Genomic DNA, 23,456 nt, shown 5'->3' on the forward strand with positions numbered 1-23,456 from the left:
GCCTGCTGCCAGCGCATCCGCCAGGTCAGCGACGGCCAGCAATCCGGCAGCCGGGGATCGAAGGTCAGCCGGCCCCCGTGGTCGCGCATCCCGCCGAAGCCGGCCGCCAGCGCACTCCACACCCCTCCGGTGGAGGCCACATGCACCCCGTCGACGGTGTTGCCGTGCCGGTCGGCCAGGTCGACGAACAGTCCGGCGTAGAAGTAGCGCAGCGCGAGCTCGTGGTAGCCCACCTCGGCCGCGACGATCGACTGCACGACGGCGGAGAGCGAGGAGTCGCCGGTCGTGATCGGGTCGTAGTAGTCGAAGTCGAGCAGCTTGTCCTGCTCGCTGAAGTGGTCGCCCACCAGGTAGAGCGCCAGGACGACATCGGCCTGCTTCAGCACCTGGAAGCGGTAGATCACCAGCGGGTGGTAGTGCAACAGCAGCGGGCGCCGGTCCGCCGGCGTGGCGTCGAGGTCCCACACCTCGCGCTCCAGGAAGTGACCGTCCTGGGGGTGAATGCCGGTGCGCTCGTCGTAGGGAACGTGCATGCCCCGGGCGCACCGTTCCCACATCTTCACCTCCTCCTCCCTCAGGCCGAGACGGGCCATCGCCCGCGCCATCTGGCCGGGGTCTGACCGCTCCAGTTCCCGGACGGCCTCGACCGCCGCCTCCAGGTTGTGCCGGGCCATGACGTTGGTGAAGAAGTTGTCGTTGACGACGGTGTTGTACTCGTCGGGTCCGGTGACGCCGTGGATGTGGAACGACTGGTCGCCGTTGAGCTGCCAGAAGCCCAGGTCGGCCCACAGCCGGGCCGTTTCCACGAGGATGTCGACGCCCTGGTGGAGGAGGAACTGGCGGTCATCGGTCGCCCTCACGTACTTGCTCAGGGCGTAGGCGATGTCGGCGTTGAGGTGGTACTGCGCCGTGCCGGCCTGGAAGTAGGCGGAGGCCTCCTCGCCGTTGATCGTCCGCCACGGGTAGAGCGCCCCGAACTGGGACAGCTCGGCGGCGCGGCGCCGGGCGGCGTCGAGCATCCCGTGGCGGAAGCGGAGCGCGTTGCGCGCCGCCTGCGGGTGGGTGTAGGTGAGGAACGGCACGACGTAGCACTCGGTGTCCCAGAAGTAGTGGCCCCCGTAACCGGTGCCCGTCAGACCCTTCGCGGGTATGCCCTGGTTGCCGGCCCGGATGGTGGCCTGCCCGAGCTGGAAGAGGTTCCACCGAATCGCCTGCTGCACGGCCGGGTCATCCTCGACCTCGACGTCTGACTCGGCCCAGAAGCGCTCCCACTGCGCGGCGTGCTCCACGTGCAGCTTCGGCACACCAGCCGATACTGCGCGGTCCAGAGTGCGGCCGCAGCGGTCGGCCAGCTCACGCGGCGGCACGCCGCTCGAGGTGTGCACGGCGACGAGCTTGTCCACCCGTACGGTCCGGCCGCGCTTGGCGGCGATCTCGTAGACCTGCTTGGCCAGGTCCTCCTCGACGCTGCGCCGCTGGGTCCACGCATTGTCCGTCTCGATCGCGTGGTGGGCGAGGGTGGAGATCGTCATCTTGGAGTTGGTGCATCGGTACCCCAGCAGCAGCCGGTCGTTGACGATCTCGTGCCGGCGGGGCTGCAGCACGCGGTGCTCGAATGACTCGGCCTGCCGCGGGTCGACGCCCTCGCCCATTGCCGCCGCGCTCACCCGGTACTCGTCCGAGCCGTCCTGGCGGTTGAGGATCGAGCTGGAGATCACCAGCGAGGCATCCCCGTCGAGCATCTCGACCTCGAAGGTCATGACCGCCAGATGCCGCTCGACGAGGCTGGTCATCCGGGTGCTGGAGATTCGCACGCGCTTGCCCGAGCTGGCGCGCCAGACCAGGTCCCTGGTCAGCAGCCCCGCGCGCATGTCCAGGGCGCGCTCGTAGGACTCGAGGTCGGCCTCCGACACGAGCAGTGGCTCGTCGTCGACGTACAGCTTGATCGTCTTGGGGTCCGGGACGTTGACGAGCGTCTGCCCCACCCGGGCCAGGCCGTGGGCCTCCTCGGCGTGCTGGATCGGCCAGGTCTCGTGGAAGCCGTTGACGAAGGTGCCGTGCGTGTGGGTGTCGCGGCCCTCCTCGACGTTGCCGCGCAGGCCCAGATAACCGTTCGAGACGGAGAACAGCGTCTCCGTGACCCCGAGGTCATGCTTCTCGTAGGCGCACTCGACCAGCCGCCACGGCTCGATGGGGAAGCGGCTGCGGTCGAGGGGGTCGACGGGTTGTGGCGGGTGGTGCCACGAGTCGGTCTGCATGGAGTCCTCCGGGGTCAAGCGTGCGGCTGGGAGACGGGACCGTCGGTGGGAAGCAGCTGGGCCAGGTCGGTGACGACGACGTCGGCACCCGCCCGACGCAGGGTGTCCGCTCCGACGCCACGGTCGACACCGACGACGATCCCGAAGCCGCCGCGCGCGCCGGCCGTGACGCCGGAGACGGCGTCCTCGATCACCGCGCACCGTTCCGGCTCGACTCCGAGCTGCTCGGCGGCATACCGGAAGGTGTCCGGCTCCGGCTTGCCGGCCAGTCCCTGCTCGGTCGCGACGGAGCCGTCGACGAGGACCCCGAACCGCTCGGCCAGACCCGCAGTGCGGAGGACATGCGGGCCGTTGCGCGAGGAGGTGACGACCGCGGCCGGAGTGTCACGGCGCTCGAGGTCGTCGAGCAGCGCGACCGACCCCGGGTAGGGCTCGATCCCCTCGGCGTCGAGGATCTCGTTGAACAGCACGTTCTTACGGTTGCCCAGGCCGCAGACGGTCACCTGCTCGGGCGAGTCCTCGGGCGTCCCCTGTGGCAGGTCGATGCCCCTGGAGCGCAGGAACGCCTGGACGCCCTCGTAGCGCGGCCGTCCGTCGACGTGGTGGAAGTAGTCCTCGTCGGTGTAGGGCGAGCGGTCGGCCCGGACGTCCTCCGGTAGCCGGTCGAGGACGCTGTTGAAGAGTTGCTCCCAGGCGCGCATGTGCACCTCGGCGGTCGGCGTCAGTACCCCGTCGAGGTCGAAGAGGACGGCGCCGGCGTGCTGCCATTCCATCTGCCCAACGGTAGGGCAGGATGCAGGTCGCGGAGCACCTGGGGTCAGTACGGACGCTGCGTCACTCGCGGTCGTCGACGAGTGGCTCCTTGGGCAGGCGTCGGACCTTGTGGCGGCGGCGCCTCCGCTCGGGAATCATCGACCGCATCTCCTCGAGCTTGCCGAAGCAGAGCAGCCGATCCTCGGCCTGCAGCTCGGTGCGACGACGCGGGTTCGGGATGACGGCGGTGCCGCGGTGGAGGGTGAGGACGGTGATGTCGCGGTCGTCGAGGCCAGACTCGGCGATCGTCTTGCCGACGAGATCGGCGCCTCCGTGTACGACGAGCTCGGCCACGCCGTAGCCCGTCGAGACGGTGAGGCGCTGGCGCACGTCGATCTGGGGGAAGCCGACCTGTTGGGAGACGTAGTCGATGATGGCTCCCGCGACGTCGAGCTTGGTCGCCGTTTCGATGCCCTCGAGGCCGGGGGACGAGTTGACCTCCATGACGAGTGGTCCGTTGACGCTCTCGAGCATGTCGACGCCGGCGACGCGCAGGCCCATGATCTGGGCCGAGCGCACCGCCGTCTGCTCGTAGTCGGACGGCAGCGCGACCGGCTCGACGTCGCCGCCGCGGTGGACGTTGGACCGGAACTCGTCACCGTGGGCGACCCGCCGCATGGCCGCCACCACACGGTCCCCGACGACGAGTGCCCGGATGTCCCGACCGCGGCTCTCCTTGACGAAGCTCTGGATGAGCACGTTCTGCTTCGTGCTGTGCAGCGTCTCGATGATGGCTTCAGCGACGTTGACCTCGGGGGCCAGGATGACGCCGATGCCCTGGGTGCCCTCGAGCAGCTTGATGACGACCGGGGCGCCCCCGACCCGCTGGATCGCCGGCCGCACGTCGGCGCGGTTGCGCACGAACGTCGTCGCGGGCATCCCGATGTTGTGCCGCGAGAGGATCTGCGTGGCGCGCAGCTTGTCGCGCGAGTTGGCGATGCCGTTGGCGGTGTTGGGCGTGTAGACGTCCATCTGCTCGAACTGCCGCACCACCGCGGTGCCGAAGTAGGTGATCGAGTTGCCGATGCGGGGCAGCACGGCGTCGTAGTCCGAGATCGGCCGACCGCGGAACTGGAGGTCCGGGTCGGGACCGGAGAGGTCGATCGCGAAGCGCAGGGTGTTGAGGACCTTGACCTCGTGTCCACGGTCGAGGGCAGCGGTCCGCAGCCGCTGTGTCGAGTACGACCGGGGGGCGCGCGAGAGAATCGCGATTTTCATGGTGTCTACCTGCGAGGTCGATCGACGTGATGGAGCCGCACCATCTAAGCACTCGCGCGGGGTGCCGTGAGCCGCGCTGGTCGGCGGATGCGAGAAGACCCGGTGCTCTGCTGAGCACCGGGTCTTCTCTCCGGGCGAGTACCTGATCGAGTGAACAGCTTTCGGGTCGAGGGCCGACCCGTGGGAGCGGTCGGGCGACCCCGTCACTTCACCTCGTCACTTCACCTCGGACCGCATGGCCAGGCGGAGCCCCAGGAGCGCGGGAAGGATGATCCACACCCCCGCAGTGACCGCGACGTTCGCCCACTGCTCGCCGGTCACCTGACCGTTGAACAGGAAGGACTCTGCGAGGTTGAGGTCGATCCACGGCCGCACGTCGGGGAACCAGTCCACGCTGGTCGTGAGAACCCCGAACAGGCTGGGCAGCACGAACGCGTACATGAAGTAGACGACGAGCGCTCCGACCGAGCTGCGGATCAGCATGCCCAGCATGGTGCCGGTGAGCAGGCAGAGCAGGCTGCCGAGCACGATGGTCGCGCCCTCGGTGACGGACACGTCCCAGACCAGGTCAGCGCCGGTGATGGCCGTGCCGACGAGGTTGCCGACCGCGCCGATGGCGAAGGCGAAGAGCATGGCCGCGACGCCCACACCGAGGGACGCGAGGCCCTTGGCGACGATGACCCGCTTGCGGCGCGGGACCAGGGTGAACGTCGTCAGGCCGCTGCGCTGGCTCCACTCGCCGGTGATCGACAGGGTTGCGATCATCGGCAGGATGATCGCCATCGGGAAGCCGACGGCTCTGGCGAACGTGTAGTACGTCAGGTCCGATTCGGGTGCCAGCAGGATGATCCCGACGGTCGTGCCGACGCCGGCGATGACGATGCTCGCCATGAGCCAGAAGCCGGACCTGGTGTTGAACATCTTGCGCAGCTCGACCGCGATGACGCGGGTGAGCGGGATCCGCTTGGGGATGGCTCGATCTGCACGGGCGGTGTTGCTGCTGTCGACGGCGTCGACGGTCATGGCGGTCATGGCGGTCATGCCGCTCTCCTTTCTCGTTGGGTGTCGGCGGTGAGCTGGAGGAACATGTCCTCGAGCCCGCCATCGGCTGAGCGCAGTTCGGTGAGTGCGACGCCGGAGGCGTGTGCGGCCCAGCCGACGCGTGCGGCGTCGGCTTCGGCACGCAGGGCTCCGCCGTCGGTCACGGTCGTCAGGACGCCGTGCTGGTCGAGGGCTCGCTGGAGCCGGAAGATGTCGGCCGCGCGGACGACGGTGCCCGCCGCGCCCACGAGCTCGGACTTGGAGCCCTGCGCGACGATCCGGCCCTTGCCGATCATGACGATGTCGTCGGCGATGACCTCGACCTCGTGGAGCAGGTGCGAGGAGAGCAGGACCGTGCCGCCCTGGTCGGCATAGCCGCGCAACAGGTCGCGCATCCACCGGATACCGGCCGGGTCGAGCCCGTTCGCCGGCTCGTCGAGGATGAGCACGGCGGGCTCGCCGATGAGGGCCGTGGCCACACCGAGGCGCTGGCGCATGCCGAGTGAGTAGTTGCCGACTCGTTGGCCTGCCTCGGACTCGGTGAGCCCGACCGCCTCGATGGACTCGTCCACGCGACGGGCCGGCAGACCCATGAACCGCTGGGCGAGCGTGAGGATCTCGCGACCGGTGCGGCCGGCGTGCTGGGCCGACGCGTCGAGCATGACGCCCACCTCGAGGCCCGGGTTGGGGAGGTCGGCGAACCGACGACCGAGGATCATGGCGCTGCCCGACGTTGGTGTCGTCAGGCCCACCATCATCCGCATCGAGGTCGACTTGCCGGCCCCGTTCGGTCCGAGGAAGCCGGTGACCCGGCCGCTGCAGGCCACGAAGCTGACGTCGTCGACAACGGTCAGCTTGCCGTACGTCTTCGTCAGGGAGTCGATGGTGATCATGGGCGAACCTTTCCTTGTGGCCATGACCGCTTGTGGAGGTGCATGGGCTGTTCCTTCAGTGCGTGGTTGATGCCTCAACGCTAGGAACGGGGCGCCCTCCACCGCGTCGTCGCGAGGTCGTGAGCGGGTCCGACGAGCCGACGATCTTTCGCGTCCTACCTTCGGAGGACGCTGTTGGCGAACGCCGGCCGGGCGTCAGGCCAGGTCGGACGCGTCGAAGAGCCCGGACTGGTAGGCGAGGACGATCGCCTGGGCACGGTCGCGCACGTCGAGCTTCTGGAGCAGTCGGGTCACGTGGGTCTTGACGGTGGTCTCGCTGATGAACAGCTCGCGTCCGATCTCGGCGTTGGACAGGCCGCGCGTGATGAGCCGGTACACGTCGAGCTCCCGCGTCGTCAGGCTCTCGACCGCGCGGGACGGCGCATGCCGGTTCAGCCGGGTGAAGTGTTGGATGACGCGCTTCGTGACGGCGGGGGAGAGCAGCGCGTCGCCGGCCGCGATGGTGTGGACCGCAGCGATGAGCTGCTCGGGTGGGTCGTCCTTGAGGACGAAACCGCTCGCGCCCGCACGCAGCGCCTCGTAGACGTAGTCATCCAGGTCGAACGTGGTGAGGATGAGGACGCGGGCCGCGGGATCGGCGGCGAGGATCCGTCTCGTCGCCTCGAGCCCGTCGAGCTCCGGCATGCGGATGTCCATGAGGATGACGTTCGGGTGGAAGCGCGCGGCCTGGGCGATCGCCTGGAGGCCGTTGCTCGCGTCGGCGACAACCTCGATGTCGGGCTCGTCGGCGAGCAGCAGCCGGAAGCCCGCCCGCACCATCGACTGGTCGTCCACCACGAGCACCCGGATCGTCATGGGCCCACTCCATCGAGGGGGAAGCGGGCGCGCAGCACGTAGCCACCTGCCCGTGAGGCTCCCGCCGACATCTGTCCGCCGTAGATCTTGACCCGCTCGCGGATCCCGACGAGGCCATGGCCGAGACCCCCGTCGGAGCCGCCGTCGTGGCCGTCGCCCGGCGCGCCGTCCCCGCCGCCCATGCCGTCGTCCCGGACCTCGAGCTCCAGCGTTCGTGCGCCGTAGCGGACCTGTACCTCCGCCTGACTGGCGCCGGAGTGCTTGAGGCTGTTGGTCAACCCCTCCTGGACGATGCGGTAGGCCGACAGGTCGAGCCCGGGCGGCAGGGTCACCGGCTCGCCCTCGACCTCGAGGCGGACGGGCAGCCCGGCTGCTTGAACATGCGCCACGAGCGTCTCGAGGTCGTGCAGGCCCGGCTGCGGCACCAGCTCGAGCGACTCGTCGTCGTGGCGCATCGCGTTGAGCAGTCGACGCATCTCCGCCAGCGCGGTGCGCCCCGTCCGCTCGACCTCCCTGAGGGTGTCGCGGACCTCCGCGTCGCCCTCCGGCATCCGGTGCCGGACGGCCCCGACCTGGAGCACCATGACGCTCATCGCGTGGGCGACGACGTCATGCAGCTCGCGGGCGATGCGTCCCCGCTCCTCCGCCACGGCGACCCGCGCCGCGATCTCTCGCTCCCGCTCCGCCCTGATCGCCCGCTCCTCCGCAACCTCTGTCTGAACCGCGCGCTCGCGGAGCGCGTAGCCGACGAGCCAGCTCATCCCGAAGAGTGCCGGCGTGAAGATGAGGGCGTCACTCGTGTGGTTGGGGATGTTGTAGACCACCATCACCGCTCCGCCGACCGCGATGACGAGACCTGTGCGCGCCTCCACGTCGCGACGCAGGTTGCCGAGGAGCAGCGCCGCGCCCATCCCGGCGAGGAAGAGGCCGGCTCGGTTGGCGATGAGCAGTCCGTCCAGGAACGACAGTGCCGCGCTGGAGAGCCACATGCCTGCCGGGGCCCCGAAGGGGAACCGGCGTCGCGCGAGGAGGAGGAGCACCACGAGGGCAACAGCGACAGCCTCGAGCCACAACAGGACTCCGGTCGGCCGCTGCGGATCATCCCGGGCGAGGACGCCGACGGCGCTCGCGAGCGCCGTCCCTGCGATCAGGACGTCGACTCCGTACCTCGACGCGAAACGCCACGCGCTCCTCACGTCCTCACGGTACTCAGCCCGCGCTTCGGCGGTCGTCCTACGAAAGTAGGAGGCAGGACGGACGCGTGAGGCAACAGCCGGACGTATGCCGCTGGGCTCGCCAGCAGGGTCAGCTGACCTAGCGAGGTGGCTCAGTTGCCCTGCCCGGCAACGGGCCCGTGTCGCAGGCGGAGGAAGCCGCCGGTGAAGCTCGTCCGTTGCACCACCGCGCGCAGGGGTCCCCTTGCTGCGGCCAGGACCTCGTCCTTGCCGACGAACTCCGGTTCAGTGCACTCGTATTCACGTCCGCGCAGTCGAACCGTGCACCGGCCGGCCGCGCCCACATTGCGCACCCAGTCCGTGTCGCGTCCCCAGGGCAACCCGGTGAAGAAGGCGCCGGGCGTCGCGATGAACGCGAGAGGTGTCGAGTACTCACGTCCGCTCTTGCGCCCACGGTGCCGGAGCACCCCCCAGACCGGCACCAGGCGGCGGCCGGCCACGAGGAGGGCGAACCGGTTGAATGTCTTGACCGAACGGGGAGGAGCAGCCACGAACCCACGGTAGGCCGCCGGCCGGGCGCGGAGCCGGCTCAGCGGCATACGACGTCATGGCGCTTGGTCGTGGTGACCGTGAGGTTCCCGGGTTTGCGCGCGCACACCTGCGAGGATGTCGACGTGTTGGAGCCGACTCGTGTGCTCACCCCGGTCGGGTGGCGTGAGTGGGTGAAGCTTCCCGGGTTCGGGGTGCCGTGGATCAAGGCGAAGGTCGACACCGGGGCCCGGTCCTCGTCTCTGCACGCCTTCGACATCGAGCACATCTGGCGGGACGGCGAGCCGTGGGTGCGCTTCTCCGTGCACCCGTGGCAGCGGTCCGACGCGGACGCGGTCGCCGTCGAGTGCCCTATCCAGGACGAGCGGATCGTCCGCAGCTCGTCCGGGCACACCGAGGAGCGCATCGTCGTGCTCGTCGACGTGGTCCTCGGCAAGCGCACCATCGAGGCGGAGGTCAGCCTGTCCAACCGCGACCAGATGGGCTTCCGCATGCTCATCGGCCGCGAGGCGCTGCGCCAGGGCTTCGTCGTCAATCCCGGCAGGTCGTACCTCGGCGGGCGTCCACGCCTTGCGATGCGGCGCCGGAACAGGGGTCGCTGATGGCGCGAGCATCCTTCGGCATCGGACCAGTCCGCGTCCGCCCGGGCTACGCCCGAGAGGTCGAGCTGCCCATCACACGGCTCGTCACCGGCGCCGAGATCACCCTGCCGGTCCGGGTCGTGCACGGGCGCGAGGACGGCCCGACGGTGTGGGTGACCGCCGCGATCCACGGTGACGAGGTCGTCGGGATCGAGGTGATCCGGCGGGTCGTGGCGCGGCTGAACCCGAAGGCCTTCCGGGGCACTCTCGTGGCCGCTCCGATCGTCAACGTGTTCGGCTTCACGTCCGGTGACCGTTACCTGCCCGACCGGCGCGACCTGAACCGGTCGTTCCCGGGCTCGGCGCGAGGGTCCTTGGCGAGCCGCATCGCGCACCTCGTCATGACTGAAGTGGTCGGGCGAGGGGAGGTTGGGATCGACCTGCACACCGGCTCCTTCGGTCGGACCAACCACCCGCAGATCCGGGCCGACCTCGACGACCCGCGGACCCGTGAGCTGGCGGCGGCGTTCGCAGCGCCGGTGATGATCAACGCGAGGCTGCGCGACGGCTCCCTGCGAGGGGCCGCCCGTGATCGCGGCGCGGCGGTGCTGCTCTACGAGGCCGGCGAGGCGTGGCGCTTCGATGCGTGGGCCATCGAGCCGGGTGTCGTCGGGGTGCGCCGGGTGCTCGCGGCACTGGGCATGGTCGAGCCCGTCGACGACGTCGCGCCCACCCCGAGCCTCGTCTCCCGCTCCAGCGGCTGGGTCCGGGCCCGGCGCACCGGCATCCTCCAGCTCGATGCGGTCCTGGGCCAGCGGGTCGAGGTCGGCGACCGGCTCGGAAGCCTCTCGGACTCCTTCGGCAAGACCCTGCGCCTCGTCCACGCCGACCGCTCCGGCATCGTCATCGGCCGGACGACCACGCCGCTCGTCAACCGCGGGGACGCCCTCATCCACATCGCGGGCCTCGAGCCGGATCCCTTGCCCCAGCCGTCGGCGCCCGAGGCTGACCCGCTGTCGCACGACCTCGAGCCCGACCTCAGCTGAGTCCGCACGAGGAGTGCGGCGGAGGCGGGCGCACGGAGCCGTCGTTACGATGCGAGCATGCCCCGACTCGTGCTCACCGTCATCGGAGACGACCGCTCAGGCCTCGTGGAGGCGCTCGCCAACGTCGTCACCAACCACGGGGGCAACTGGGAGCACAGCCAGATGGCTGAGCTGGCCGGCAAGTTCGCCGGTATCGTCGTCGTCTCCGTCCCGTCCGATCGCGCCGACGAGCTGTCCGCCGCACTGGGCGACCTCGAGGGCCTGCTCGAGGTGTCGGCCCATCCGGCCGCCGAGGCCGAGACCGTCGAAGCCGCCGAGGCCCGGCACGCCCTGACCATCGACCTGGTCGGGAACGACCACCCCGGGATCGTCCACGACGTGTCCGCGGTGTTCGCCCGGCACGGCCTCAGCATCGAGACGATCGAGACGGAGACACGTGACGCGCCGATGGCGGGCGGACGCCTCTTCGAGGCGCACGTCGTCGTCGGCCTGCCCCCGTCGGCGCAGGTCGCGCAGATCCGCGGCGATCTCGAGCGCCTCGCGACGGAGCTTCTCGTCGACCTCGATGTGAACGAGGACTAGGACCGGCCGTATGCCGCTGAGCGGGGACCCACACATCGTCATCCTCGTCGAGGGGCGGAGTGACGCCGCGGCCGTGGCCGTGCTGCTGAGCGCCCACGGGCTCGATGGGGAGGGTTGGGTGAAGCTCGTCCCCATGGGTGGGGTCACCAACGTCGCGCGGGACCTTCTGAAGTCCCGCGAGGAGCACCCGGAGGCCGTGGTGCTCGGGCTCTACGACCTCGCCGAGCAGCGCTACGTCCTCGGTGCGCTGCAACGGTCCGGCGTGCCGCTCGAGGCGCCCGTCGACCTCGTCGAACACGGCTTCTTCGTCTGCGACAGCGACCTGGAGGACGAGTTGATCCGCGCGGTCGGGACGGCGGCCGTTGAGGACGCACTCGACGAGCTGGGCCACCTCGAGGGGTTCCGGACCTTCCAGTACCAACCGGAGTGGCGCGACCGCAGCCTGAACGACCAGCTGCACCGGTTTGCCGGGAGCGGCTCCGGCCGGAAGGTGGCACTCGCGGAGCGACTCGCGGTCCGTCTTGACGCGGCCACGACCCCGCCGCCCCTGGCCGGGCTGCTCGAACGGGTCATGCAGCACCTCGACGCATCCACTCCATCCCACCCCTGATCGAAAGAACAGCTTTCGGCCCGAGTCCTGTTCTTTCGATCGCTGGCGTCAGCTGCGGCTCGGGAGGCCGGGGCCGTCGAGCCCGACCCCGAGCCAGGCGGCGAGGTCCTCGAGCTCTGCCATGACCCCCGCCGTCACGGCTCGGGTGAAGCGGACGTCCTCGTGGATGGCCTCCACCCGGAGCACCTTCGCCTTGCGGTCGACCTTCGAGTCGACCTTGCCGACGAGCCGGTCACCATGCAGCACGGGCAGCGCGAAGTAGCCCCAGCGGCGTTGCGCGGCAGGCTTGTACATCTCCAGCGTGTAGTCGAAGTCGAAGAGCTCGAGCGCCCGCTTCCGATCGTGCGACAGGCGGTCGAACGGCGACAGCAGCGCCGTCCGGCCATGGAGCTCGTCCTCGATCCGCTCGAGCTGGTCGGGATCCACGCGCCACTCACCAGCGACGCCGTCGACCACGGCAGCCACCCCTGCCTCGCCGACGAAGGGCGGCTCACCGGGCATCGCGGTGCCCGTGGCACGAGCGATGCCGAGCGCCCGCAGCCGTCGCGCGTCGCGCAGCCGCTTCGCCTCCGCCGGCGTCACGCGGGGCAGGTCCGAGGGGTACACCCGCGAGGCGAGGTCCCAGATCCGCTGCCGCCCCTGCCGCCCTGCGATCGCGACCTCGCCCCGGGCGACGAGGAACTCGAGCATCTGCGTCACGTTCCGGTTGTTCGTCCACCCGGTGGACGGCCACGGGACGTCGGACGTGTCGGGGACGTCCTTCGACTGCAGCGGTCCCTCGGCCTCGAGCCGAGCCAGGATGTCGTGGCGGAACCGGGCGTTGCCCTCGAACCAGGCCCGGGAGTCGGGGTACCGCGGGATGTCGTCCGCGTCCGCGAGGTAGAGGGGCAGGTCCTCCATCGGTCGGATCAAGGCGTTGAGCTCGACGAGCGACCGGTCCTGCTCCAGTGCCCTCTTCAGCTGCGCCGGCTCGTACGTCGACCCGAGGCGGCTCCACGCGACGAGGTCGGCACTCGGCGCCACGGCCGCCGTCGGGTCGAGCTGGAGCAGGGTCAGCTGCTGCACCACCTCGACGAGCTGCGTCGGGCGCGGCGAATCGAGTAGCTGCGCACGGACCGCGATGCGCCGCGCCTGTTCACCGGTGAGTCTCACCTCTGCCACAGGGGCGACCTTAGACCGGGCCAGGGACGGCCAGGCGCGTCATCGCGGGACAAGTGACGGGATCACTTCGTGCAGTTGGACGCCGTTGGTGCTCGAAGGACCGATTTCGTCCCGTCCCTTGTCCCGCGTCCGGGGACCCAGCACCCCCTCGAATTGCCGTATGCCGCTGAGCCAACTCAGCGGCATACGACGTGGGGTTCGGCGGGGACTACGACGTGGGCGCGAAGTAGTTGCGCTCCATCCAGCGCACCACCTCGCTGCCGATGACAGCGCCCTGGACGTCGGCACTGCGGAAGTGGATGCCACCCCAGACGCGCGCGTCGATGATCTCCTTGACGACGTGCGAGAGGCGCTCGAAGGTGCGCGGGTGGTCCGGGAAGTGGCTCGACCGCACGGTGATGGCGACCTTGTCAGTGCCGAAGAACGCCGCGGCGGCACCGAGCGTGGCGCCACTGACGCACCCGTGACCGGACGGGTGCTCCGGGAACGGTGGAGTGCCGAGCGGGGGCGTCGTCGGCGTCGCTGGGTCGAAGAGCGACCGCCAACCGGGGTCGGCGATGGTGTTCGGGTTGCCGTCCGTGTCCGCTTCCCGGATGGCAGCGATCGGGCGCCAGAAGCTCCACCGGTACTTGTCGTTCCAGCAGGCGATGCCGCCGTCCGCAGACGCGAGCCCGATCATCGCGAAGAGCCGCGCACCGTCGGCGGCGCCGATCCCGCGGGCGTCGACCACCTCGCGGAACGCCCCGTACCACAAGGCGATCGGCGCGGCCTGCCAGAAGATGGCTGCTCGCGTCTGGTCCTCGGTCCGCTTCGAGCTCGTCAGTGAGCCGAGTTCCTTGACCTCGTTGAACTCCTTCGTGTACTTGTCGCTCGTCAGCGAGTTCGGGCCGCCGGTCTGGAACTGGTCGGGCGACTTCATCAGGAACGGTCGCAGGTGGCCCACCCAGTCGTCCGGGTCGATCGCGGTCGGCGTGGCCGGACGCCAGTCGCCCGGACCCGACCCGATCACGGGCGCGAAGTCCACCATGAAGCCGTCGCCGACACGTGAGTCGAGCATGGCCCTGGCTGCCGCCGCGCCGGCTCGGACTCCCTCGTCCTCGGCCGCTCCGTCCGGGATCGCGTCGAGGGTCGTCGCATAGGTGGTGTCGAGCCCAGGCCGCGCGGCCTCGGGGACAATGGCGACGAGGACGTGATGCGCGGCGGTGGCGATGGCGGCGTCGAGGGACGCCCCGTCCTCGAGCTCCAGCGCGTCGAGGTCGAGCAGATAGGGCTGGTGCCCGCCGTCGACGGCATTTGCCGCGTCGTAGACGGCTCCGGCGACCATGGCCATGCCACGGGCCTGGCCATGAGCCGTGGGCCGCAGCGGGATCGTGTGCTGCTGGGCGACGACGTTCCATTGCAGGAGCACGTCGTTGGGGCCTGCTGCCACGGTCGCCGCCACGGTGGCAGGACTGGCGGCGGTCGTCGTCGCCACGGCGACCGCGGCGCCGAGGGCGAGTACGGCGCACGAGATCCGTCGGTGAAGGGCCTTCGTGGCTCGCGGTCGGGTTGGCTTCATGATCGTCTCCTCCTGTGTGGGCCCCCGCAGGCCGCGAGGATCCCCATTGGATAAGTCGCCGAAGTGGCCTCGCGGTTGACAGGACGGCGAAGTTACCGGTGGAGACGTGGCATATGGTCGAAACGTCGTGGGACGAACTGCACGGATCGCCCAGGTCAGCGCGGCAGGAGGAAGTAGGACAGCGCGGGGCTGGTCGTCACGTCGACGTACGGGTAGCCGAGGGCCTCAACATGCCGGTGGAAGTCCGCGTCTCGGGCTACGTCCTCGAAGGCGCAGAGCACCCGACCGTAGTCGGCGCCGTGGCTGCGGTAGTGGAACATGGTGATGTTCCAGCGCGTGCCGAGCTGCGAGAGGAACCGGGTGAGCGCCCCCGGGTGCTCGGGAAACTCGAAGGAGTAGACCTGCTCCGGGAGCGGGGGCGGGTGGCCGCCGATCATGTAGCGGACATGAGTCTTGGCCGTGTCGTCGTCGGACAGGTCGATGACCGGGTAGCCCGCCGCCGAGATCGCCTCCGCGATCTCGGTCCGCTCCGCGTGCCCTCGGACGAGCTGGACACCGACGAAGATGCGCGCATCCTCCGACCCGTCGACGCGGTAGTTGAACTCCGTGACGGCGCGGCCCTTGAGCACCCTGAGGAACTCGAGGAACGACCCGGCACGCTCGGGGATGGTCACGCCGTAGAGCGCCTCGCGCTGCTCGCCGATCTCCGCACGCTCCGAGATGTAGCGCAGGGTGTGGAAGTTGACGTTGGCCCCGGACAGGATGTGGGCGAGTCGCTCGCCACTCAGACCGTGGAGCTCGACGTACTTCTTGAGGCCAGCCAGGGCCACCGCTCCGGCGGGCTCGGCCACGGCTCGCACGTCCTCGAAGATGTCCTTGATCGCGGCGCAGATCTCGTCGGAGTCCACGGTGACGACGTCGTCGAGGTAGGCCCGGCACATCCCGAACGTCGTGTCGCCGATCCGCTTGACCGCCACGCCCTCGGCGAAGCGGCTCACCTCGGGCAAGTCGACGGGCGCGCCCGCCGTCAACGCGGCGCTGAGACAGGCGGCGTCCTCCGGCTCGACACCGATGACCTTGATCCCAGGCATGAGGTTCTTGATGAGCCCCGCGACGCCGGCCGCGAGGCCCCCACCGCCGACCGGGACGAAGACCCTGTCGAGGTGGGCGTCCTGCTGGATCAGCTCGAGTCCGAGGGTGCCCTGGCCAGCGATGACGAGCGGGTCGTCGAAGGGGGCGATGTAGGTGTGGCCGTGCTCCGCCGCGAGGCCGAGAGCCTCCTCCTTCGCCTCGTCGAAGGTGTCGCCGAAGAGGACGACGGTCGCGCCGTGGCTGCGGACCGCATCGACCTTGATCGGGGCGGTCGTGACGGGCATGACGACCACGGCCTCGATGCCGAGCAGGGACGCCGAGAGCGCCACGCCCTGGGCATGGTTGCCGGCAGAGGCGGCGATGACTCCACGGGCGGACTCGTCCGGTGTCAGCGCCCGCATCCGCGTGTAGGCGCCGCGGATCTTGAAGGAGTGGACCGGCTGGCGGTCCTCGCGCTTGACCTCGACGGTGTTGCCGAGGCGCTCCGAGAGGGACTCCATGACCTCGAGTGGAGTGACGACGGCCGCCTCGTACACGGGCGCTCGCAGCACGTCGCGCAGCAGCTCGGCCCCGTTGCCGCCGGCCCGGTCGCCGCTCGTCACCACAGTCGGCAGGGTAGACCCGCGGCGGCCGCAGCCGCACACCCTCGACCACGGGACGAGATGCCACCTGCCACCCCAATCCAGTGAACAGCTCTTGGGGCCCCAAGGCCCCGAAAGCTGTTCACTCGATTGGGGTGGAGGCGCGACGGGTCAGTCGGCGACCGCCAGGTCGAGGTCGCGGAGGCGGTCCGCGTCGGAGATAACGTCGATCGCGGTGATGTGGTCCCCAGCGAAGGCGAAGGACAGCACGAGGAAGAGCTGGCCGCGTGGCGCCATGACGATCCCTGCGGACCCCTCGACGAGTGCCGGGGCGCTGTACCGCGCCCGGTTGGACGAGGCCATGGCGGCGCGCGCCACGACCTCGGCACCGCGCAGCTGCACGAGCCGCCCCGCCGGCGACGCGCCCGCATCCGCTCGGAGGACGACCTCCGGGTCGAGGAGCCGGAGCAGTCCGTCGAAGTCGCCGTCCCGGACCGCGGCGAGGTAGGCGTCGACGACCCGACGCTGCCGCGGGAGGTCAGTGGGACGGTGCGGCGTCCCGCGAACCCGCCGCCGTGCCCGGGACGCGAGCTGCCTGGCCGCCGCGGATGACCGCCCGACGATCGGGCCGATCTCGTCGAAGGGCAGGTCGAACAGGTCATGGAGGACGAAGGCCAGTCGCTCCGCCGGGGAGAGGGTGTCGAGGACGACGAGCAGGGCCACGCCGACCGAGTCGGCGAGGATCGCCTCCGCCTCGGGGTCGCTGCCCCCGCCTTCGTGGGGCGCCGGCTCTCGTGTCTCGACGTCGAGCGGCTCCTCGCGACGGGTCTTGCGCGAACGCAGCATGTTGAGCGAGATCCGGCCGACGACCGTGGTGAGCCAGGCAGCAAGGTTGTCGAGCTCCTCGGCATCGGTCCGGCTGAGCCGCAGCCAGGCCTCCTGTACCGCGTCGTCCGCCTCGGTCGCGGAGCCGAGGACGCGGTAGGCGATGCCACGCATGCGGCCGCGGTGCTCCTCGAATCGAGCCGCCAGCCAAGCCGAGTCGTTGGTCTCGTGAGTCATCTCGTTCCTATTCTCCGGTCGGGGTCACAGGAGTAGACCCGCGGGACACCGTCGATGTGACCGTGATGTGACGTGATGTGACGCCCCCCGCAATCGTGGAGAAATGAATTGGATCGGGCACACCACGCCTGCGAGGGTGACGGCATGACGCGTGGCGACTGCCTGTTCGCGCGGATCGAGGAGTACTACGACCAGGTTCCCCGTGCCGCGGCAACAACCGAGGAGGTGGGCCCGTTCACGCTCTTCGTCCCCGAGGAAGGGACGGGGTGGCATTTCTATGCTCGACCCAGGCTGCACGGGTCGGCGACGTTCACCGCCAAGGCCGTCGAACGAGTGCTCGCGCGCCAGCTCGAGCTGGGACTGCCCCGGGCGATCGAGTGGGTCGATGAGGTGACGCCGTCCCTCCTCCCCGCTGTCCGGGGCGCGGGCCACGAGCCGCACCGATACCCGCTGCTCACGCTCCCCGCTGACGTCCCGGTTGAGGCTGATCCCCGGGCCCGACAGCTGCCGCACGCCGACCCACATCTCGGCATCGCGTTCGGCACGGTCAAGGCCGGCTTCCACGGCAAGGACCAGGTCGAGCACCACGACACCGGCCGGAAGCCGGAGCTCATCGAGCAGGGGGCGCTCATCGTCGTCGCCTCGTACGAAGGCGAGCGCCTCTGCGGTGCGGGGTCGGCGGCGCCCCGTGGGGACGTTGCCGAGCTGATGGGGATCGCGGTGCCACCCGGTCACCGCAACCGCGGCCACGGCAGCGCCATAACCCGCTCGCTCATCGCTGCCTGCCGCGAGCGCGGCGTCGACCTCGTCTTCCTCACGGCCGGCTCCGACGCTGCGACCCGGATCTACCGGCGCGTTGGTTTCCGTGACACGGGGACGGCGTACATCCTCGAACTCGGCGACTAGGGAAGGTGTCGTATGCCGCTGAGCCAGCTCAGCGGCATACGGCACCCTTTGTCTGTGGTCCTCAGGTCAGGGTGCTCCACCTGATCGAGAGGACCAGCCCGGCGGCGAGCAGCAATGCGGCCAGGGCCGCGAACCCGGCGCTCAGGTCGACGTCCTGCTGCTGCGTCGTGACGTGCTTGGGCAGGTCGGCGAGGACCTCGGACAACCCGGCTGCATCGGTCGCGCCGAAGTACTCGCCACCGGTGGTCTCGGCCACCTCTCGCAGCGCTGGCTCATCGACGACGAGGAAGTTCCGCGTCACCCCACCGCCCCCTCCCGGTGGGCCGAAGCCGAAGCTCTGTCGCGGCTCGAAGCCGCCGTACTGCTCGCGGGAGCAGGCCAACGTCGTCGGGTTCGTCGTCCCGAAGCCGATCGGGTAGACGCGCACCCCGCGGGTCGCGGCCTGCTCCGCCGCCTGCGCCGGGGTCACGCCGCGGGTGTTCGCCCCGTCCGTCAGCAGCACGATGATCTCCGGGACCGGTTCGGCCCGAACCGGCGACCCCCCGCCGGCTGGGTCGGTGGGGGCCGGCGTGGGCGGGACCATGGGTGGCGCGCCGCCCAGGTCGACGTCGCCGGTGACCTCGACCGGGTCGCTGGGCGGCACGTCGGGGTCGATCTCGGCAATCGCGTCGATCGCGGTGAGGATGGCGGCGCCGATCGTCGTGCCCCGGCCCGTCGTCACTGCGTCGATCGCGCTGAGCAGGTCCTCCCGGTTGGTCGAGGGCGCGACGGCCACCTCCGCAAAACCCGAGAAGACGATCAGACCGAGCTTCGCCTCGGGCGGCTGCTCCTCGACGAAGTCACGGACCGCCGCTTGGGCTGCGGTCAGTCGGTTCGGGGCGACATCGGTGGCACACATCGACCCGGAGACGTCGAGCGCGATGAGGATGGTCGTGCCCGAGACGGGCACGTCCGTGCGCACCTGCGGTCGAGCCGACGCCATCCCGAGGACGGCCAGGCTGGCGAGGACGAGCGCGATGGGCACGTGCCGACGCCACGACCGGTGTCCGCCGGCAGCGACGCGGACGAGCGCGACGTTGGAGAACCGGACCGTGCGGCGTCGTCTCCTGCGCAGCTGCCACACATAGGCGCCGAGCAGGATCGGCGCGGCGACCGCGAGGGTGAGGAGCAGCGGCTGGCCGAACGACACTCAGACCACCCGCCCCTGGCGGAGCACCGAGATGGTCGCCCCGGCCGCGAGGAGCAGGCCGGCGAGGGCGGCGAAGAGGGAGGTCACCTCGTGGGGCACCGTCCGCAACGTCCAGTTCAGCTCGATCGAGTCGTAGATGGAGGCGAGCGAGGCGGCGTCGTCAGCCTCTCGGTAGGTGCCGCCCGTCGCGTCCGCGATGTCCTGGAGCGCGGCCTTGTCGAGGACCGTCGCGATGCTGAAGCCGTCGACCTGCAGCACCGCACCCTCGGGCGTTCCGAGTCCGATCGGCTCGATGCGCACGCCGGCAGCGGACGTCAGCTCGGCCACGTCGCGCGGATCCGGACCGGTGGTGTTCTCCCCGTCGGTGAGCAGGACGATCGAGGTCCCGCCGTAGTAGCCGATGTCGGACTCCTCGTCAGAGCCGGCCTCGGACTCCGCGACCTTGGTGATGGGCCGGCCGGCGATGGCGCTGAGCGCTCCGAGCAGGCCCCCGCCGAGAGAGGTGTCGCCCTGCGCATCAAGCCGGTTGACCGCCGCGAGCACCGCTGCCTTGTCCGTCGTCGGTCGCTCCGTGACCAGTCCGGTGCCGCCGAAGGCGACGACGCCGAGCCGGACCGACGGCGGCTGCTTCTCGATGAACTGCCGGGCCGCCGCCTTGGCCGCCTCGAGCCGCGTGGGCTTGATGTCCGTGGCAGACATGCTCGTCGACACGTCGAAGGCGAGCACGACGGTGCCCTCGCGACGTGGTTCCGCGACCGCCGCCACGGGTCTGGTCATCGCCACGACGAGCACGACGAGAGCGGCGACGAGGAGGGCAGGGGCGAGCCGTGCCCACCGGTCCCTCGGGGGGACGGTGACCACCAGGCCTTGGCGCGCGAGCTCGCCCCGCCGTTCCTCCTGCCGCCGCAGCAGGCGTCGGAATCCCGTGACGACGACCGGCACGAGGAGCAGTCCGAGCAGGGCCCAGGGCCAGGTGAGGGTCATCGCCGCCGCCTCCGCCGCAGCCCGGCCACCCGGACGAGGACGCGCACCAGGTCGTCGTCCGTGCTCACGCGATGGAGGTCGGCGCCGGCCCGGTGGGCCTCACCTTCGAGCGCCTCCTGCCGGTCGGCGGCCGCCTCTCGCAGCCGCTGGCGGAAGCCCGCATCGCTCGTGTCGACGAAGATCTGCTCGCCGGTCTCGGCATCCTCCACGTAGATCGAGCCGACGTCGGGCAGCTCCGACTCGCGGGGATCGCTGACCTGGAGCCCCACGACCTCATGCCGGCGGGCGAGCAGGGCGAGCGGACGCTCCCAGCCCTCCGCGCTGATGAAGTCGGAGACGACGATGACGAGGGACCGTCGCCGGGCCAGCCCTGCCGTCGCGCGGAACAGTGCGCCCAGGTCGGTGACGCTCCCGGTCCCGGCGTCGGTGGCGCTCCCGGTCCCGGCGCCTTCCTCCCGGTGGTCGAGTGCGGCCTTCGCGATCCGCAGCACCTGGTTGCGACCACTTGCGGGTGGGATGACGGTCCGCACGCCAATGTCGAAGAGGACCGCGCCGACCCGGCTCCCGCCCCGTGACAGGACATGGGCGATGGTGGTGGCCACCTCGGCCACGATGAGCCCCTTCTGCCTGGCGACCGGTCCGAAGGCCATCGACGGGGAGACGTCGAGCAGGAGCCAGGTCGTGATCTCGCGGTCCTCGACGTACTCGCGGACGTAGGGCGTGTCCAGCCGTGCGGTGACGTTCCACTCGATGTGGCGCAGGTCGTCGCCCGGCTCGTACTCGCGCAGGTCCGTGAAGTCGAGCCCCATCCCCCGGAAGAGGCTGCGGTAGTCGCCCTGGAGCAGGCCGTCCAGCCTCCGGACGACCCGCCACTCGAGTCGCCGGAGCAGCCGCTCGGGACTCAGGGTCGCGGTCGGGTCCATGACTGCTCGTGCTCGTGGGCGACGCTCGTGGGTCGCGGGACCGCCTCGATGATCGGCATCAGCAGGTCGTCGGCGCTGAGGTCCTCGGCGAGCGCCTCGTAGGACAGGACGACCCGGTGGCGCAGCACGTCGAGGGCCAGGTCGCGCACGTCGTCAGGCAGGGTGTAGTCGCGACCGCGCAGGAACGCCAGCGCGCGGGCGGTCAGCACGAGGTTGATCGACGCGCGTGGGCTCGCGCCATAGGTGAGGAAGTGGGAGAGGTCGTCGCGTCCCACGCCGGCCGGCTCCCGGGTCGCGGTCGCGAGCCGGACGGCGTAGTCGATGACCGACGGGTCGGTGTAGACCGCGTCGACCTGCCCCTGGTAGTCGCGCAGCCTCTCCGGGTCGAGCACGCGCTCGGTGCGAACCGGGCGCCCGATCTGCCGCTCCACGACGACGAACTCCTCCGCCGCTGAGGGGTAGCCGACGAGGACCTTGAGCATGAACCGGTCAACCTGGGCCTCGGGGAGCTGGTAGGTCCCCTCCGACTCGATCGGGTTCTGCGTCGCCATGACGAGGAACGGGTCGGGCGCCGGGTAGGTCTGGCGGCCGATCGTCACCTGGCGCTCCTGCATCACCTCGAGGAGGGCGCTCTGCACCTTGGCGGGCGCGCGGTTGATCTCGTCGGCGAGGACGAGGTTGGCGAAGACCGGACCGAGGGAGACCTGGAACTCCCCGTCGCGCTGGTTGTAGATCCGTGTCCCGACGAGGTCGGCCGGCACGAGGTCGGGAGTGAACTGGATGCGCTGGAACTCGCCACCGACCGCCTCGGCCAGCGTCTTGATCGCCATCGTCTTGGCCAGGCCGGGCACCCCCTCGACGAGCAGGTGGCCGCGGGCAAGCAGGGCGACGACCATGCGCTCGAGCAGGATGTCCTGGCCCACGATCGTCCGCTTCACCTCGTAGAGCAGCTGCTCGAGCAGCTGGTGCCCCGAGCCTGCTGCTGCTCGCGTGTCGTGCGTCCTCTCGCCCTCCATGTCGGCTCCTCCTGCTCGTGGGTCGGCGTGCTTCGGGCTGCTTCCTGAGGGTCTCAGCGGGGTGGCCCGCCGGCCGTGCCGCCGGCGGTGGCGATGGGGACGGCGAAGCCGATCCCGACGAAGAGGCTCTCGTCGTTGGGGTTGGCCAGGCCGGTCACGATGCCGACGACCTGGCCGGCACTGTTGAGGAGCGGTCCCCCGGAGTTGCCCGGGTTGACCGCTGCGTCGATCTGGATGAGGTTCTCGAGGCGGCGGTTCCCGTCGACGCGGACGTCGCGGTCCAGTGCGGACACGACCCCCGCGGACAGTGAGCCCGGCAGCCCGAGTGGGTGTCCGACCGCGTAGACCGGGGTGCCGACCTGGACCCCGCCGCCAAGGACGGCGGGCACGACGGTCTCGGGAGGGGTCTCGGGCACGAGCGCGGCGATGTCGTTGTCCGGGTCCGCCGAGGCGATGGTGGCCGGTGAGCTCGTGCCGTCGGTGTAGGCGACGGTGATCGAGTCGGCATCCTCGACGACGTGCAGGGCGGTGAGGACCGTGCCCATGGCGTTGACGATGACGCCGGCGCCGGTGCCGCCGTACTCCCCCTCCGCGTTGGCCCCGCGCGTCGTGATGAGGACGAGGGACGGCTGGATCGTCGCGTAGGCCACTGATGCCTCGGCCGGCGCCCGGGCCTCCTCCTCGTCGTGGGCCTCGAGACCGGCGGACACGCGCTGGTCGACGTCCCGCTGGGTCAGCGGTGGTGGTCCGGGGTCGCGCAGCGCGACGAAGGCGGCGATCCCCGCGACCACGAGAACGGCCACGACCGCGGCCCACGTCCTCCTGCTGAGGCGCCGCAGCCAGCCGATTCGCGAGGGCTCCGCGACACGTTCCTCCGAGTCGCCGGGATCCACGGCGACGGGCACCTCGGGTGGGACGGGGAGACGCGCCACCTCTTGACTCTACGTTTCGCCCGCCGAAAGCGGCAGCCCCAGCCACGACGAACAGCCAGGCGTATGCCGCTGAGCCGGCTCAGCGGCATACGGAACCCTTGTCTCTTGCTGGCGTCGCAGACGGGGCCTCTAGGCGTTCGTCTGTGGGGGTCATGGTGCTCCGGACGCGCGTTTCGCCCACAGACCGAGAGCGCGTCATTCCGCCCAGATAGGGCGTGTCGACAAGCTGCTTGGGAGGTGCACGGCAGGGATGCGTGGTGATATCGTTGGATATCGGGAGGTGATCGTGATGGCTGACGTGCTGATCCGTGACGTGCCCGAGGCGGTGTTGGCCGCGGTTGATGCTCACGCGTCCCGTCTGGGACTGTCGCGGGTGGAGTACATCCGTCGACGTCTCGCGGCAGACGCAGCGACCTCCGGCGCCTCGGTGA

22 protein-coding genes are annotated in these 23,456 nt (G+C 70.4%); 5 read left to right on the forward strand and 17 right to left on the reverse strand.

Annotation, left to right across the window (positions count from 1 at the left end):
• From VJN29_RS03760 to VJN29_RS03795, 8 genes are all read right to left on the reverse strand, one after another.
• On the reverse strand, positions 1-2,258 hold a 2,258-nt coding region (locus tag VJN29_RS03760; RefSeq protein WP_324142243.1), incomplete at its 3' end, for a glycoside hydrolase family 65 protein.
• A gap of 14 nt (positions 2,259-2,272) precedes the next feature.
• Entirely contained in the window at positions 2,273-3,031 is a 759-nt protein-coding gene (locus VJN29_RS03765) for an HAD-IA family hydrolase (protein ID WP_324142244.1), read from the reverse strand.
• 61 nt (positions 3,032-3,092) lie between these two features.
• On the reverse strand, positions 3,093-4,289 hold the full coding sequence (locus VJN29_RS03770) for a RimK family alpha-L-glutamate ligase (protein WP_324142245.1): 1,197 nt from the start codon (positions 4,287-4,289) through the stop codon (positions 3,093-3,095).
• A gap of 216 nt (positions 4,290-4,505) precedes the next feature.
• Entirely contained in the window at positions 4,506-5,330 is an 825-nt protein-coding gene (locus VJN29_RS03775) for an ABC transporter permease (protein ID WP_324142246.1), read from the reverse strand.
• Positions 5,327-6,223 carry an ABC transporter ATP-binding protein gene (locus VJN29_RS03780; protein WP_324142247.1) on the reverse strand — a complete coding sequence of 299 codons (897 nt, stop codon included), beginning with the start codon at positions 6,221-6,223 and terminating at the stop codon, positions 5,327-5,329. The genes VJN29_RS03775 and VJN29_RS03780 overlap by 4 nt, the downstream gene beginning before the upstream one ends.
• 195 nt (positions 6,224-6,418) lie before the next feature.
• Complete coding sequence (locus VJN29_RS03785) at positions 6,419-7,078, reverse strand: response regulator transcription factor (RefSeq protein ID WP_324142248.1); 660 nt, start codon at positions 7,076-7,078, stop codon at positions 6,419-6,421.
• The gene (locus VJN29_RS03790) at positions 7,075-8,274 is read right to left on the reverse strand and encodes a sensor histidine kinase (RefSeq protein ID WP_324142249.1); all 1,200 of its coding nucleotides are present in this window, start codon (positions 8,272-8,274) and stop codon (positions 7,075-7,077) included. The genes VJN29_RS03785 and VJN29_RS03790 overlap by 4 nt, the downstream gene beginning before the upstream one ends.
• A 131-nt stretch (positions 8,275-8,405) precedes the next feature.
• Positions 8,406-8,804 (reverse strand): nitroreductase family deazaflavin-dependent oxidoreductase, encoded by a 399-nt coding sequence (locus tag VJN29_RS03795; RefSeq protein ID WP_324142250.1) that lies wholly within the window; start codon positions 8,802-8,804, stop codon positions 8,406-8,408.
• 123 nt (positions 8,805-8,927) lie between these two features.
• On the opposite strand from VJN29_RS03795, the gene VJN29_RS03800 reads away from it, so the two are divergent.
• Genes VJN29_RS03800 through VJN29_RS03815 form a run of 4 tightly spaced genes read left to right on the forward strand, consistent with a single transcriptional unit; the run spans position 8,928 to position 11,621 of the window.
• A complete protein-coding gene (locus tag VJN29_RS03800) occupies positions 8,928-9,404 on the forward strand; it encodes an ATP-dependent zinc protease (RefSeq protein WP_324142251.1) in 477 nt (158 codons plus the stop codon).
• Positions 9,404-10,429, forward strand: a complete 1,026-nt coding sequence (locus VJN29_RS03805) for a succinylglutamate desuccinylase/aspartoacylase family protein (protein WP_324142252.1) — start codon at positions 9,404-9,406, stop codon at positions 10,427-10,429. Before VJN29_RS03800 ends, VJN29_RS03805 begins: the two co-directional genes overlap by 1 nt.
• A 57-nt stretch (positions 10,430-10,486) precedes the next feature.
• Positions 10,487-11,011, forward strand: coding sequence for a glycine cleavage system protein R (locus VJN29_RS03810; RefSeq protein ID WP_324142253.1), 525 nt, complete (start codon positions 10,487-10,489; stop codon positions 11,009-11,011).
• A gap of 10 nt (positions 11,012-11,021) precedes the next feature.
• Complete coding sequence (locus tag VJN29_RS03815) at positions 11,022-11,621, forward strand: hypothetical protein (protein WP_324142254.1); 600 nt, start codon at positions 11,022-11,024, stop codon at positions 11,619-11,621.
• A gap of 48 nt (positions 11,622-11,669) precedes the next feature.
• On the opposite strand, the gene VJN29_RS03820 is transcribed toward VJN29_RS03815, so the two are convergent.
• The 4 genes from VJN29_RS03820 to VJN29_RS03835 form a co-directional block, all read right to left on the reverse strand.
• Positions 11,670-12,782 (reverse strand): DNA glycosylase AlkZ-like family protein, encoded by a 1,113-nt coding sequence (locus VJN29_RS03820; RefSeq protein ID WP_324142255.1) that lies wholly within the window; start codon positions 12,780-12,782, stop codon positions 11,670-11,672.
• A gap of 208 nt (positions 12,783-12,990) precedes the next feature.
• A complete protein-coding gene (locus VJN29_RS03825; RefSeq protein WP_324142256.1) occupies positions 12,991-14,340 on the reverse strand; it encodes a vanadium-dependent haloperoxidase in 1,350 nt (449 codons plus the stop codon).
• A gap of 155 nt (positions 14,341-14,495) precedes the next feature.
• Positions 14,496-16,037, reverse strand: a complete 1,542-nt coding sequence (ilvA, locus tag VJN29_RS03830; protein ID WP_324142257.1) for a threonine ammonia-lyase, biosynthetic — start codon at positions 16,035-16,037, stop codon at positions 14,496-14,498.
• Positions 16,038-16,184: 147 nt separating this feature from the next.
• Positions 16,185-17,075, reverse strand: a complete 891-nt coding sequence (locus tag VJN29_RS03835; protein ID WP_324142258.1) for a sigma-70 family RNA polymerase sigma factor — start codon at positions 17,073-17,075, stop codon at positions 16,185-16,187.
• Positions 17,076-17,219: 144 nt separating this feature from the next.
• Between VJN29_RS03835 and VJN29_RS03840 the strand changes: the two genes are divergently transcribed.
• Positions 17,220-17,981: a GNAT family N-acetyltransferase gene (locus tag VJN29_RS03840; protein ID WP_324142259.1), complete on the forward strand. Its 762-nt coding sequence runs from the start codon at positions 17,220-17,222 to the stop codon at positions 17,979-17,981.
• Positions 17,982-18,042: 61 nt separating this feature from the next.
• Here VJN29_RS03840 and VJN29_RS03845 read toward each other — a convergent pair whose 3' ends face one another.
• The 5 genes from VJN29_RS03845 to VJN29_RS03865 are packed head-to-tail and all read right to left on the reverse strand — an operon-like array spanning position 18,043 to position 23,025.
• A complete protein-coding gene (locus tag VJN29_RS03845) occupies positions 18,043-19,170 on the reverse strand; it encodes a VWA domain-containing protein (RefSeq protein ID WP_324142260.1) in 1,128 nt (375 codons plus the stop codon).
• Positions 19,171-20,154: a VWA domain-containing protein gene (locus tag VJN29_RS03850; RefSeq protein WP_324142261.1), complete on the reverse strand. Its 984-nt coding sequence runs from the start codon at positions 20,152-20,154 to the stop codon at positions 19,171-19,173.
• Complete coding sequence (locus tag VJN29_RS03855; RefSeq protein ID WP_324142262.1) at positions 20,151-21,077, reverse strand: DUF58 domain-containing protein; 927 nt, start codon at positions 21,075-21,077, stop codon at positions 20,151-20,153. Before VJN29_RS03855 ends, VJN29_RS03850 begins: the two co-directional genes overlap by 4 nt.
• The gene (locus VJN29_RS03860) at positions 21,056-22,093 is read right to left on the reverse strand and encodes a MoxR family ATPase (RefSeq protein WP_324142263.1); all 1,038 of its coding nucleotides are present in this window, start codon (positions 22,091-22,093) and stop codon (positions 21,056-21,058) included. The genes VJN29_RS03855 and VJN29_RS03860 overlap by 22 nt, the downstream gene beginning before the upstream one ends.
• 53 nt (positions 22,094-22,146) lie before the next feature.
• Entirely contained in the window at positions 22,147-23,025 is an 879-nt protein-coding gene (locus VJN29_RS03865) for a S1C family serine protease (RefSeq protein WP_324142264.1), read from the reverse strand.
• Positions 23,026-23,456 lie beyond the last annotated feature (431 nt).

This window comes from Intrasporangium sp. (genome assembly GCF_035280925.1).
Classification (GTDB): Bacteria; Actinomycetota; Actinomycetes; order Actinomycetales; family Dermatophilaceae; genus Intrasporangium.

Coding starts and splice junctions, on each gene's coding strand:
- VJN29_RS03765 (WP_324142244.1), bottom strand. CDS start 3,031: ATGGAATGGCAGCACGCCGGCGCCGTCCTCTTCGACCTCGACGGGGTA.
- VJN29_RS03770 (WP_324142245.1), bottom strand. CDS start 4,289: ATGAAAATCGCGATTCTCTCGCGCGCCCCCCGGTCGTACTCGACACAG.
- VJN29_RS03775 (WP_324142246.1), bottom strand. CDS start 5,330: ATGACCGCCATGACCGCCATGACCGTCGACGCCGTCGACAGCAGCAAC.
- VJN29_RS03780 (WP_324142247.1), bottom strand. CDS start 6,223: ATGATCACCATCGACTCCCTGACGAAGACGTACGGCAAGCTGACCGTT.
- VJN29_RS03785 (WP_324142248.1), bottom strand. CDS start 7,078: ATGACGATCCGGGTGCTCGTGGTGGACGACCAGTCGATGGTGCGGGCG.
- VJN29_RS03805 (WP_324142252.1), top strand. CDS start 9,404: ATGGCGCGAGCATCCTTCGGCATCGGACCAGTCCGCGTCCGCCCGGGC.
- VJN29_RS03810 (WP_324142253.1), top strand. CDS start 10,487: ATGCCCCGACTCGTGCTCACCGTCATCGGAGACGACCGCTCAGGCCTC.
- VJN29_RS03815 (WP_324142254.1), top strand. CDS start 11,022: ATGCCGCTGAGCGGGGACCCACACATCGTCATCCTCGTCGAGGGGCGG.
- VJN29_RS03825 (WP_324142256.1), bottom strand. CDS start 14,340: ATGAAGCCAACCCGACCGCGAGCCACGAAGGCCCTTCACCGACGGATC.
- VJN29_RS03835 (WP_324142258.1), bottom strand. CDS start 17,075: ATGACTCACGAGACCAACGACTCGGCTTGGCTGGCGGCTCGATTCGAG.
- VJN29_RS03840 (WP_324142259.1), top strand. CDS start 17,220: ATGACGCGTGGCGACTGCCTGTTCGCGCGGATCGAGGAGTACTACGAC.
- VJN29_RS03850 (WP_324142261.1), bottom strand. CDS start 20,154: ATGACCCTCACCTGGCCCTGGGCCCTGCTCGGACTGCTCCTCGTGCCG.
- VJN29_RS03855 (WP_324142262.1), bottom strand. CDS start 21,077: ATGGACCCGACCGCGACCCTGAGTCCCGAGCGGCTGCTCCGGCGACTC.
- VJN29_RS03860 (WP_324142263.1), bottom strand. CDS start 22,093: ATGGAGGGCGAGAGGACGCACGACACGCGAGCAGCAGCAGGCTCGGGG.